This is a genomic window from Blautia marasmi, assembly GCF_900258535.1.
Lineage (GTDB): Bacteria > Bacillota > Clostridia > Lachnospirales > Lachnospiraceae > Blautia > Blautia hominis.
In genome coordinates this window covers 865,001-877,556 of the sequence record NZ_OIWX01000001.1, presented here as the reverse complement: position 1 = coordinate 877,556, position 12,556 = coordinate 865,001, and the positions used below count along the sequence as shown (strand labels likewise).

At 42.0% G+C, this 12,556-nt stretch carries 11 protein-coding genes and 2 pseudogenes (1 of these 13 only partly in view); 9 read left to right on the top strand and 4 right to left on the bottom strand.

What is annotated here, in order from left to right:
* Window positions 1-37 precede the first annotated feature (37 nt).
* A complete protein-coding gene (locus C6P39_RS03780; protein ID WP_104802875.1) occupies window positions 38-628 on the top strand; it encodes an IS66 family transposase in 591 nt (196 codons plus the stop codon).
* Window positions 629-776: 148 nt separating this feature from the next.
* Entirely contained in the window at window positions 777-929 is a 153-nt protein-coding gene (locus C6P39_RS03775; protein ID WP_104802874.1) for a cyclic lactone autoinducer peptide, read from the top strand.
* Window positions 930-1,318: 389 nt separating this feature from the next.
* Here the strand turns inward: C6P39_RS03775 and C6P39_RS03770 are convergent.
* From C6P39_RS03770 to C6P39_RS03760, 3 genes and pseudogenes are all read right to left on the bottom strand, one after another.
* Window positions 1,319-2,697, bottom strand: a pseudogene (locus C6P39_RS03770) (IS4 family transposase).
* Between the two features lie 328 nt (window positions 2,698-3,025).
* Window positions 3,026-4,174, bottom strand: a complete 1,149-nt coding sequence (locus C6P39_RS03765) for a HAMP domain-containing sensor histidine kinase (RefSeq protein ID WP_104802873.1) — start codon at window positions 4,172-4,174, stop codon at window positions 3,026-3,028.
* Window positions 4,171-4,845, bottom strand: a complete 675-nt coding sequence (locus C6P39_RS03760; protein WP_104802872.1) for a response regulator transcription factor — start codon at window positions 4,843-4,845, stop codon at window positions 4,171-4,173. The genes C6P39_RS03765 and C6P39_RS03760 overlap by 4 nt, the downstream gene beginning before the upstream one ends.
* A gap of 117 nt (window positions 4,846-4,962) precedes the next feature.
* Between C6P39_RS03760 and C6P39_RS28410 the strand changes: the two genes are divergently transcribed.
* The 3 genes from C6P39_RS28410 to C6P39_RS03745 are packed head-to-tail and all read left to right on the top strand — an operon-like array spanning window position 4,963 to window position 7,070.
* The gene (locus C6P39_RS28410) at window positions 4,963-5,127 is read left to right on the top strand and encodes a CD1871A family CXXC motif-containing protein (RefSeq protein WP_104802871.1); all 165 of its coding nucleotides are present in this window, start codon (window positions 4,963-4,965) and stop codon (window positions 5,125-5,127) included.
* Window positions 5,120-6,088, top strand: a complete 969-nt coding sequence (locus C6P39_RS03750; RefSeq protein WP_104802870.1) for a 4Fe-4S binding protein — start codon at window positions 5,120-5,122, stop codon at window positions 6,086-6,088. Before C6P39_RS28410 ends, C6P39_RS03750 begins: the two co-directional genes overlap by 8 nt.
* 13 nt (window positions 6,089-6,101) lie before the next feature.
* Window positions 6,102-7,070 (top strand): TlpA family protein disulfide reductase, encoded by a 969-nt coding sequence (locus C6P39_RS03745; RefSeq protein WP_104802869.1) that lies wholly within the window; start codon window positions 6,102-6,104, stop codon window positions 7,068-7,070.
* 163 nt (window positions 7,071-7,233) lie between these two features.
* Here C6P39_RS03745 and C6P39_RS03740 read toward each other — a convergent pair.
* Window positions 7,234-8,613 (bottom strand): annotated as a pseudogene (locus tag C6P39_RS03740) (IS4 family transposase).
* Between the two features lie 87 nt (window positions 8,614-8,700).
* Here C6P39_RS03740 and aroF point away from each other — a divergent pair.
* From aroF to C6P39_RS03720, 4 genes are all read left to right on the top strand, one after another.
* Entirely contained in the window at window positions 8,701-9,600 is a 900-nt protein-coding gene (gene aroF, locus C6P39_RS03735) for a 3-deoxy-7-phosphoheptulonate synthase (protein ID WP_104802868.1), read from the top strand.
* 740 nt (window positions 9,601-10,340) lie between these two features.
* Window positions 10,341-11,144, top strand: coding sequence for an ATP-binding cassette domain-containing protein (locus tag C6P39_RS03730; RefSeq protein ID WP_242986893.1), 804 nt, complete (start codon window positions 10,341-10,343; stop codon window positions 11,142-11,144).
* A complete protein-coding gene (locus C6P39_RS03725; protein WP_104802867.1) occupies window positions 11,137-11,976 on the top strand; it encodes an ABC transporter permease subunit in 840 nt (279 codons plus the stop codon). Before C6P39_RS03730 ends, C6P39_RS03725 begins: the two co-directional genes overlap by 8 nt.
* Before the next feature lie 10 nt (window positions 11,977-11,986).
* A protein-coding gene (locus C6P39_RS03720) for a sensor histidine kinase (RefSeq protein WP_104802866.1) crosses the window boundary here: on the top strand, window positions 11,987-12,556 show its 5' portion. The gene runs 321 nt beyond the window's last position; 570 of the gene's 891 nt are visible here — the first part of the coding sequence; the start codon lies at window positions 11,987-11,989; the stop codon falls past the right edge of the window.

The window sequence follows — 12,556 nt, the reverse complement described above, 5'->3', positions numbered from 1 at the left end:
ACTGTTGAATCTGTAACTGGAAAAGGAGTATGCGGATATGGATGCCGACACCCGGAAAGCCAAGCGTCTTGAGACGGAGCCTGCCATATGGGAGGCTTACTGGCCATGGCTTGAAGCCGTGACCCCGGCTGGCGGAAGCCGTCTGGCCAAANAACTGGAAAAGGAGTATGCGGATATGGATGCCGACACCCGGAAAGCCAAGCGTCTTGAGACGGAGCCTGCCATATGGGAGGCTTACTGGCCATGGCTTGAAGCCGTGACCCCGGCTGGCGGAAGCCGTCTGGCCAAAGCAGTGACCTATGCGAAAAACCAGAAGCCATATATGGAGAACTACCTGTTAGATGGGCGGTGCTCCATATCAAACAACATCGCAGAAAATATCGCCCGCCCCTATGCGGTAGGGCGGAAAAATTTTCTGTTCCATGATACGGTAAAAGGCGCCCGTGCAAGCTCCATTATTTACAGTTTAGTAGAAACTGCAAAACTCAACAATCTAAACATCTACGCATATCTGGAGACGGTGCTGCTCTATATGCCGGACTACAAAAATGAGCCCGAAGGTATAGAAGAGCTGATGCCATGGTCTGACATGATACAGCAGAGATGCAAGATTAAATCGAAAAACTGAAGTTGGAGTATTTCACTTCAACTATACCTGAATATCCTGTGAAAGGATAGCCATTATTTTATTGAGCGCTTACATAATAACTATTATTATTAAAATGATTATGTTGTGTAATTGCTATTAAAAATCTAAAGAAAGAAGAGGTATTAATATGGATATCAAAAAATTAATCTATGATGGAGTATCTAAAGTAGCATATAATGAGGCCAGAAAGAATATTTCTGACTCGGCCTGCTTGTTTCTGCATTATCAGCCTGTTTGCCCTGATGGAGTGAAAAAGATGGTTCAGGCAAATACCAAATGATGGAGTGCGGGACTATCACAGAAGTGAAAGTCCCGCAATTATATTTATATTATACTAGGAGGATTTCTATGGATGACTTAAAATTAGTTACTAAGACTTCCCATACCCAAAATGGGCTTCGTACCTTGAAAATTCAATATTTCAGCTAACAAAATAGCGATTTATGCTTTAGCTGCCCACGAATCAAGTGCATTTTGCAGATATTGCGGCAGTCTGGATGTAAAATCAGCAGTAAACGCAGCAAGCTGTTCTTCGCTCAGTTTCAGTATCTCCTAAAGACTTGCCATCAAAGCATCCATCAGGATACAAAGTGACCNACTAAGACTTCCCATACCCAAAATGGGCTTCGTACTTTGAAAATTCAATATTTCAGCTAACAAAATAGCGATTTATGCTTTAGCTGCCCACGAATCAAGTGCATTTTGCAGATATTGCGGCAGTCTGGATGTAAAATCAGCAGTAAACGCAGCAAGCTGTTCTTCGCTCAGTTTCAGTATCTCCTGAAGACTTGCCATCAAAGCATCCATCAGGATACAAAGTGACCGTGTGAAAGTGATGTCTGCCATCCCATCTACCAGAAAGAAGAATAATTCTCCTAAGGTTCGTTGGTCTCCACTTTTTCGCTGCTCTAATGCCAAAAGCATATATCTGGCAAACACAATGGCTACATGTGCCGTCAGTGCATCGTAAGAGAGACTGTGGCATTCGCCAATGAGATTAAGTGTAGATTTGCAGGTTTTGAAGAACACCTCCACCTGCCAGCGTTTTCCATAGATACGGATAATTCTTCTTCTGACAGAGTTGGATTTGTACAGATAAAAGCAAGCCAATCCTTACGATTCGCCTTGTTCCTGACACATACGATTTTTGCCGGAATTGGATTTTCTTTTCCAACCATGACATCGACAGAAAGAAGATATTTGGATCTGCCGCGACGCTTCTTGTTTTTTGCATAAATCTGTTTGATGTTCAGTTTCTGTCCTTCATATTGATATTGAATGCGGCTGCTTTTCTTGATCATTGCAATCACATCCATCCCTTTGGACTTGATAGCCGTAATCTGGGCCGGATTAGCAAACCAGCAGTCAAACAGCACATAATCGGCAGAAATACCGTTTGAAACGGCTGTATCAAGAAGGTGAAGCATAACCTCCGGTGCTTTCGTCTGTGCCAGTTTTCTACGCTTACCGGCAATAGATCTCTTGTCGAAATCTTTCGTTGGGCCAATGATATTTGATTCTTTGGAGGATGCGATAAGACAACTGTTAACAGGCATAAATGTATTGCCATCACTCCATCCAAGCGTTAACAGACGGAATCCTTTGCGAAATTTCATTCCAACGTGATCAAAGACTCTGGAACCCAGTTCAGTCTTCTTGCAGCTGGTGCGATTAAAGAGAGTGTCAACGACTATGAATACATTGACACGCTTTTCATCAGTAAGATTTTTGATGTCACCGTTGATGATCTCTGATGCCAGAGAAGAAGTAAAGCGGAGCCAATTAGTTTTTGAAGAATTCAGGAAACGATAAAAAGTGTTCTTTGAAAATCCTTCTTTGAAAGATCCGGTTCTCTGCTGCATATACATGCTTCTTCCTGTAAAAACGTTACTGAGTTTATATCTGAGGAGCGAAATAGCGGGGACGCCTTTTTCCTTGGTGCCGTTGCATTGCTTTAAAAGGCTGCCTACCTTGTAAGAAGAGAAAAATCTCTGAACGCAATCTAAAATAGCTACCTCATTCTCGTTCTTCTGTGATATAATGGACATGGCATAAATCCTCCTTTGTAAAGTGGTTTCTGGACAATTCCATTATATCAAAAGAGCGTTATTTATGCCCTTTTTATTGGCTGAAATATTGAATTTTCAAGGTACAGTACACCTTATCGGTGTGGGAAGTTTGAGTAAATAATTAACTTTTCCCATAGTGTACACCACCTGTAGGCAGTTGTATTACTGTGAAAAACACTTTTCATGTATTATCACAAAATCAGCATATAATCAAAGATTATTTTCCAATTTGTGAAAAATAAATAACAAAGTGGCTCAAATACTGAATTCAAGCCACTTTGTTGTATATATTTCGTTCTATTTTGGACTAATCATCCTTGTATTCTCTGTTCAACGGAAAAGTAACTGTCATAACAGTTCCCTTTTCTGTACTTTCTTCTGCCTGCACTTTGCCACCGTGAATATCAGCAATTTCCCAAACCAAAGAAAGTCCAAGACCCACACCGCCATTTTCTCTGCTACGGGATTTATCCACACGGAAGAACGGCTGAAAAATACTTTCTTTATACTTTTCTGGTATTCCGCAACCTGTGTCGGCAACCCTGACAACAAGATCGTCACCCGCCTGAGAAACAGAAACACGCACAGTTCCGTCAGGGCGGTTATACCTGATTGCGTTTTCAGTCAAATTAAAGATCAAACGATAAATCAAGGTGTCACTGCCCACCATAGTGCCGGTGCCGTCACATTCAAGAGTGACCCCTTTTTTCTCTGCCACAGGAGAAAGGTCGGCAAGAATTTCCTCAATCATCGGTGCAAGCTCAATGCAGTCATTACACGGCACAGTTCGAAGCTCGCTCATTTCAAGCAAGGTCTTTGTAACCTGCGACATTCGCTCTGTTTGTTCCTGCAATAATTTGAGGAAGTCGGCACTTTCGGCATCCAAATCAGGATGCTCAACAGAAAAAAGTTCAAGTTGTGCCTGAAGCAATGCAAGAGGGGTGCGCAATTCGTGTGCGGCATTGCCGGTGAACTGCCGTTGTGCCGTGAACCCCTCGTCAAGTCGGTCAAGCATCTGATTAAAAGAAATGCTGAATTGCTTGAACTCGGCAGGCACATCATCGGTTATCTTCATATCGGGCAAGTTATTCGGCTGAACATTTTCAACCCTTGAAGCAAAGGTGTGCAAAGGCTTCAATGCTCTGCCACTGACAAAGCATGCCAAAACACCGCCAAGCAATGTTACAACCGCTGTTATGCACCAATTTGTAGTGGAAAACGACTCCTGCGCACCGTTAACTATAATAGTTACTTCTTGGTCAAGGTCGGCACTTTCAGGGTCAAAAAATTCCTGCTCACCTTTATACGAATCGCTGTTAGCAGAAATGCCACTGCCGATAGAATCCATATAATGTCTGCCCGAATAACCGATAAGGGAATTCATAGACACGCAGGTTATACCTATAAGTATAGCAGTCATCAAAGTGATACGCCATTGAAGAGATATTTTTTTCATTCTTCTTCCCCCATTACATAGCCCTCACCGATACGATTGCGAATCGGGTCATATCCAAGAGAAGTGCGAAGTTTCTTTCTCAAAGCAGAAATATGTACCCTTATCGAATTGCTGAAATTGTCAACGCTATTGTCCCACACATGTTCAATAAATTCTTCCTGACTTATGGGGCGACCTCTGTTTACCATAAGATATTCAAGTATGCCTGTTTCCTTGCGGGTCAACGGCAAAGGTTCACCTCCGACAATAGCCTTGCGAGATTTTGTGTCAAACGAAACATCACCGCAGGTCAGCACAACATCATTTTGAGTGAACTGTCGGAGGGTAAGACTGCGAATCCTTGCAGCAAGTTCTTCCAAATGGAACGGCTTTGCCAAATAATCGTTTGCACCTGCATCCAAACCGTCAACCTTATCAGACACTTCACTACGGGCAGACAAAATCAGCACCTTTGTGTCACGGTCGGTTTTTCTGAGTGTTCTCAAAACAGTCATGCCGTCAGCACCCGGTAAATTCAAATCAAGCACAACGAGGTCAAAGTTATCGTCAGCAAGCATTTGCATTGCGGTTATTCCGTCATAGCAACAGTCAACGCTATAAGCAAGACGCTTCAAGCTACGAGCGATTGTTTCGCACAATATTCTTTCGTCTTCAACAACTAAAATGTGCATAAAAACTCTCCTTGCTTTAAAGTATATTTTGATTATAGCACAAAAACATAAAATCTGTGTTAAATTTCTGTTCTTAACGAAAATTTTATATCCGATGTGCTACAATGACGCCAGAAAATGAAAGGAGTGATTGAATTGACCAGAGCAAAAAAGGCTTTATCACAGGCAGTACTGCTTATTTCGGGAGCTATTATGCTCGGCTTCGGCGCAATGCGTGGCGAAACTGAAACCGTTTTGAGCAAGGCAATCAGGCTTTGTTTGGAGTGTGTAGGAATTGGATAAAAAGAAAACAAAGAATAAAAACCATAATAAGAAAAAATATACGGCATCAAACCAAGTAGCCAAATTCCGAGGATGGATTCAGGCAGGAGCAACTCTGCTGACAAATATTCATCTGCCAAACTTTTTTAAAGGCGAAATTTATCAAGGCAAAGGCAAGGCCGTTTGTGTGCCGGGTCTGAACTGCTATTCCTGTCCTGCCGCATCGGGTGCTTGCCCAATCGGCTCATTTCAGGCGGTAGTCGGCTCGTCAAAATATAAGTTTTCCTATTATATAACAGGATTTCTCATTTTGTTGGGAGTTCTGCTCGGACGCTTTATCTGCGGATTTTTGTGTCCGTTTGGTTGGTTACAGGATTTGTTGCACAAAGTCCCGACCAAAAAGTTTTCAACAAAAAAACTCAAGCCACTGACATATATCAAATATGCAGTACTGCTGTTGGCAGTTGTTTTATTACCGGTGCTCATAGTAAATGATTTGGGGATGGGCGACCCATATTTCTGCAAATATATATGTCCGCAAGGTGTGCTTGAGGGTGCGTTGCCACTTTCGGCAGTCAACGAAGGTATCCGTTCGGCATTGGGAAAACTGTTTTCGTGGAAACTTGTTGTGCTGATTTCGGTAGTCGTTTTGAGCGTGCTGTTTTACAGACCGTTCTGCAAATGGATTTGCCCACTCGGTGCATTCTATGCACTGTTCAACAAGGTTTCGCTGTTTGGGATGAAGGTAGACGAGCACAAATGCGTTTCGTGCGGTAAATGTGCAAAGGTGTGCAAAATGGATGTTGATGTTACAAAAACACCTAACAGCACCGAATGTATCCGATGTGGAAAGTGCATAAGTGCCTGTCCTACCGAAGCGATCAGCTTTCAATACGGCTTTGGCTTGTTTAGAAAAACAGTAGACGAAAACGCAAAAATTGAAAACAAAACAAACAAAAACGAAACAAAAGAGGAATTATAACGGAGGAATAATTATGAAATTTTCAAAACTCTCAAAAATCTTAACAGTAGTATTATTAGTTTCTGTATTGGCAATCAGCCTTATTGCTTGCTCAACATCAAAAAACAACAAAGACGAAAAACAATCAATAGATTCAAGTATTTCAACCTTGATGGCAACAGAACCGAACAGCGCTGACGAGGCTTCAAAGCTCCACAATCAGCTTATGGAAAAAGAAAACGAAATCTTGTCAACAGACACAGCTCTTTGGGAAAAAGTATTTATGGCTTCAAACAAAGACACTCCAATGATTGAGGACGGCACAAACTACGGTGACTTCCTTCTCAAGACAATTGAGGGTGCAAAGGACCAATTCACAGATGAGGAATACAAAAAACTCGTTGCCGGTGCAGAACAAATCAAGGAAATTGAGGGCAAACTCACAATCTTGGAGCAAAAATATCCTGAATGTGCAAATGCACCTTCAAACGGTGACAGCGTTCCGGCTGACAGCAACGGCGTTATTTCAAACGGCGGTGGCGCAACAAGTTTTCCGTCATTCGACGGCAAGGACCTTGATGGCAACGATATAAAGAGCAGTGACTTTTTCAAAAGCAACAATGTAACAGTTGTTAACTACTGGTTCAGCACTTGCAAGCCATGTGTCGGCGAACTTCCGGAATTAGAAGCACTCAACAAGAAACTTGCTGAAAAAGGCGGTCAGGTTGTCGGCATCAACACATTCACAATTGACGGTGACGAGACAGCAATTTCAGAAGCAAAGGACATCCTTTCAAAGAAAGGTGTAACATACAAGAACATTTGGTTTGATTCAAACAGCGATGCAGGCAAGTTCACATCAGGCATTTTCTCTTATCCAACAACATATGTTGTCGACAAGAACGGCAACATTGTAGGCGAGCCAATCGTTGGTGCAATCACTGAAAAAAATCAAGCAAAGACACTTGAAAAACTCATAGACCAGGCTTTACAGGTCAAATAAGAATAAAGCATAAAGTGATAACCTCTCCCGAATTGAACTGCCCCAAGTTGTGCAGACAGCACAAAAAAACAGGTCTATGGTAGAATAATTAACTAAGACTTCCCATACCCAAAATGGGCTTCGTACCTTGAAAATTCAATATTTCAGCTAACAAAATAGCGATTTATGCTTTAGCTGCCCACGAATCAAGTGCATTTTGCAGATATTGCGGCAGTCTGGATGTAAAATCAGCAGTAAACGCAGCAAGCTGTTCTTCGCTCAGTTTCAGTATCTCCTAAAGACTTGCCATCAAAGCATCCATCAGGATACAAAGTGACCGTGTGAAAGTGATGTCTGCCATCTCATCTACCAGAAAGAAGAATAATTCTCCTAAGGTTCGTTGGTCTCCACTTTTTCGCTGCTCTAATGCCAAAAGCATATATCTGGCAAACACAATGGCTACATGTGCCGTCAGTGCATCGTAAGAGAGACTGTGGCATTCGCCAATGAGATTAAGTGTAGATTTGCAGGTTTTGAAAAACACCTCCACCTGCCAGCGTTTTCCATAGATACGGATAATTTCTTCTTCTGACAGAGTTGGATTTGTACAGATAAAAGCAAGCCAATCCTTACGATTCGCCTTGTTCCTGACACATACGATTTTTGCCGGAATTGGATTTTCTTTTCCAACCATGACATCGACAGAAAGAAGATATTTGGATCTGCCGCGACGCTTCTTGTTTTTTGCATAAATCTGTTTGATGTTCAGTTTCTGTCCTTCATATTGATATTGAATGCGGCTGCTTTTCTTGATCATTGCAATCACATCCATCCCTTTGGACTTGATAGCCGTAATCTGGGCCGGATTAGCAAACCAGCAGTCAAACAGCACATAATCGGCAGAAATACCGTTTGAAACGGCTGTATCAAGAAGGTGAAGCATAACCTCCGGTGCTTTCGTCTGTGCCAGTTTTCTACGCTTACCGGCAATAGATCTCTTGTCGAAATCTTTCGTTGGGCCAATGATATTTGATTCTTTGGAGGATGCGATAAGACAACTGTTAACAGGCATAAATGTATTGCCATCACTCCATCCAAGCGTTAACAGACGGAATCCTTTGCGAAATTTCATTCCAACGTGATCAAAGACTCTGGAACCCAGTTCAGTCTTCTTGCAGCTGGTGCGATTAAAGAGAGTGTCATCGACTATGAATACATTGACACGCTTTTCATCAGTAAGATTTTTGATGTCACCGTTGATGATCTCTGATGCCAGAGAAGAAGTAAAGCGGAGCCAATTAGTTTTTGAAGAATTCAGGAAACGATAAAAAGTGTTCTTTGAAAATCCTTCTTTGAAAGATCCGGTTCTCTGCTGCATATACATGCTTCTTCCTGTAAAAACGTTACTGAGTTTATATCTGAGGAGCGAAATAGCGGGGACGCCTTTTTCCTTGGTGCCGTTGCATTGCTTTAAAAGGCTGCCTACCTTGTAAGAAGAGAAAAATCTCTGAACGCAATCTAAAATAGCTACCTCATTCTCGTTCTTCTGTGATATAATGGACATGGCATAAATCCTCCTTTGTAAAGTGGTTTCTGGACAATTCCATTATATCAAAAGAGCGTTATTTATGCCCTTTTTATTGGCTGAAATATTGAATTTTCAAGGTACAGTACACCTTATCGGTGTGGGAAGTTTGAGTTAGTTAATAATAAAGATGCGACATTTGTTCCATATAGAATTAAGGATCTTACGATAGGAAAAGACTTTTTGAAAATAGGTGATCCCTGTAGTGTTGAATCACGAGAACAAATAATACGTATTGCAAAGGCCGTTAAAATGAGTGGTGGCAATATAATTAGGGGTGGGACTTTTAAACCGCGGACTTCTCCCTACTCATTTCAAGGATTAGGCAAGGAAGGGCTGAAATACTTACACGAGGCAGGCGAACTTACAGGCTTACCAGTAGTTACAGAAGTGATTGATGTGAGAGATATAGAAAGTGTTATGGAATATGTTGATATAATTCAAGTGGGAGCTAGAAATTCCCAGTGTTATCCGCTATTAAAAGAGTTAGGAAAAATTGATTTTCCCATAATTTTAAAAAATGGGTTAGGTACTTCGTTGTATGAGTGGTTGGGAAGTGCAGAATATATTTTAAGTGAAGGCAACAATAAGGTAATACTGTGTGAAAGAGGGGTAAAAACCAGTGAAAGTTTCACGAGGAATACGTTGGATTTAAGTATTGTTGCCGCTATAAAGAACATATCCTGTTTACCGGTAATTGTTGATCCATCACATGGTACAGGAAAAAGAGAATTAATTGAACCTATGTGTTTAAGTGGGATAATGGCTGGATGTGATGGGTTTATGGTGGAGGTACATGATTTTCCGCAAGAAGCAATGAGTGATGGAGAACAGGCACTGATTCCAGCAGATTTTAAATGTATTGTTGATAAAGCAAATATAACAAAGAGAGTATATGCATTGTTGAACTCAACAAGCAGTATTTCGGAAATAGAGGGTATATCTCGCTGGTACATGGCATCGTGAGTGGTCGAAAATACAGTTATACATATGAATGTGAAATATAGATTAGCAGATTATCAGAATCATCAGAAAAGATGTTTATTGATAATCTGCTAATCTATATTATTTATGGACTAGCAGTCAATGGTTAAAAATGGAGTATTCCTGTAGAATGAGTACATATCACATTGATAGTTTTTCTTTTTAGATATTGGATGTGATGACTTGAAATTAAAAGTTCAGGGAATTGTACTTTGACAATAGAATATCGGCACGGTGGAAGATTTTTGATTTTAAGATGCCATAAATGACATATTGCTGAAATCTTCCTTTAGGAATACAAAACATTTTGGGCATGCGATAGAGCATGAAGAAAAGTAATTAGCTACGCCATAATGTACCTGCCCTATGGGTGAATGCTAGGAATCGTAATAGAAGAAGTAAAGGTATGAGCGGCACTTATTCATGGATTATTTAACCAATAATTTAAAAGCCAAAATGATAATGATACCTCCGTAATATAGAATCACGGTCCGGGTAGCGCCGGAGGCATGAGTAGTGAGAAAGGGTGCTGCAAAGTGTCAGGCAGGGTATGGTTAAACTGGTTCTACGTGTTCCCATGGTACAAGGGGTGAGATAATATACAGCCGCATCATTATTTTGATGCGGTGTACCATTAAAAAGTTAGAGTTATGTGGCACATCGGACTGCTATATAATTGTGATTTTTTAATTAAGTGTTTTAGAATTTTTTTTGGTTCTTACTTGACACAGGCAGGGAAGACCACTCTCATCCGTTTGATCTGCGGACTGCAGAAGCCCACTTCCGGGGAATACACGATCTATGGGGAAAAATATACTTCCCCCAACATTCTCAAGGTGCGCCGGCGAATGGGAGCAGTGGTGGAGACACCGTCTATTTATCAGGATTTGACAGCGGAGGATAATCTGCGCGAGCAGTATGTGGTCCTTGGACGGCCATCCTATGATGGAATCAAAGGATTACTGGAGTTGGTAGGCCTTTCCGATACCGGAAAGAAGAAAGTAAAGAATTTTTCTCTGGGCATGCGTCAGCGTCTGGGGATTGCCATAGCGCTTGCGGGCAATCCGGATTTTCTGGTGCTGGATGAGCCGATCAATGGTCTGGACCCTCAGGGGATCATCGAAATAAGGGAATTGATTCTGAAGCTGAACCGGGAATACAGGATTACTGTGCTGATCTCCAGCCATATTCTGGATGAGCTTTCCCGGCTTGCCACACATTACGGATTTATTGACAGCGGAAGAATCGTAAAGGAAATCACAGCAAAGGAACTGGATGCTGCGTGCAGGAAGGGGATGCACATGGTGGTATCTGACGTACAGGCCCTCAGCCGTGTACTGGACGAAAGAAATATAGAATATGCCGTTGCTTCAGAGCACGAAGCCGATGTCTTTGGTGAGTGGAGTGTGACGGACCTTGTGCAGGCCTTATCAACACAGGGATGTACAGTGAATAAGATCACAGAGAGGGACGAAAGCCTGGAGAGCTATTACATCAATCTGATCGGAGGTGGCAGCCATGAGTAAACTACTTCGTGCAAACTTTCTGCGCCTGCGAAAGGATAAATATTTTTGGATTGGAATCCTTGTAATGGGTCTGTATGGTGTGATCGACAGCGTGGGACAATATCGGAATGTGAAAGTATATGATATGAGTGTCACATTTGACTCCGTATTTTTTGCCTCTCATATTATAATGGGCATGCTGATCGCAGCATTCTGCAGTCTCTTTGTGGGGACGGAATACAGCGATGGAACCATCCGCAATAAACTGATGGTAGGGTGTAACAGAAGAGATATCTATCTGTCAAACTTTATTACCTGTGCAGCAGCAGGTGTGTTTATGAATTTTGCTTATATGTTTACCGCATGTATTGCGGGAATCCCTCTCTTTGGATTTTTTGAAATGGAATGGCAGGAGACAGTTATATATATGGTCAATGGTGTGCTCATGATTGCTGCGTTCGCAGCCATTTTTACCATGCTGTCTATGCTGAATCAGAATAAGGCATTGGTGGCGATCATCAGTATGGTGGGTATATTTGCGCTTCTGTTTTTGTCTATGTATATCACTATGAAACTAGGAGAACCGGAATTTACCGATGCGGTTTCTATGTCGGAGACCGTCGGTGATACAGTTACGCAGACTATACAGCGAATACCCAATCCTATGTATCCCAGTCCATCACAAAGAAGCATTTATCAGTTTTTATTTGATTTTCTTCCTACAGGTCAGGGGATACAGATTTCAGCGGGGGCTGTGACACATCCGGGAACAATTGGGATTTATTCTATCGTTATAGCGGCGGCTGCGAATATGATCGGAGTTTTTTGTTTCAGCAGGAAAGATTTAAAATAAGGAGAAGGTTATGGTATATCTGCTTGGTGTTTTATGCGCTGTCCTTTTTGTGGTAAACGGTATTTTAATAATGAAGATCCAGGGAATGCGCAGGGCGGCAGATGAAATATGCCAAGAAATTGACGCCAGACTGGGCAGAGATACAAATGTAGGAATTGATCTTACCATTTCCGATGGTAAGATGCGCCTTCTCGCTGCTGAAATTGACAGGCAGATGCGGAGGCTGCGAAAAGAACATATACGGTATTTGCAGGGGGACAAAGAACTAAAGGAGGCTGTTACCAATATATCCCATGACCTGCGCACGCCGCTTACGGCAATCTGTGGGTATATGGAACTGCTTGAGCAGGAGGAGGTATCCGAAAAGGTACGGGGATACCTGGCGGTGGTCCAGGAGCGGATTGATACGTTGAAACAGCTTACAGAAGAATTATTCCGGTATTCTTTGGTGGTTTCGGCCAATCAATATGAAGAAAGAGAGTCTGTGAATCTGAATCTAGCACTGGAGGAAAGTATAGCGGGGTATTATGGGGCTTTAAAGGAGGCGGGGATCACTCCAAGAATCTGTATTCCGGAAGAG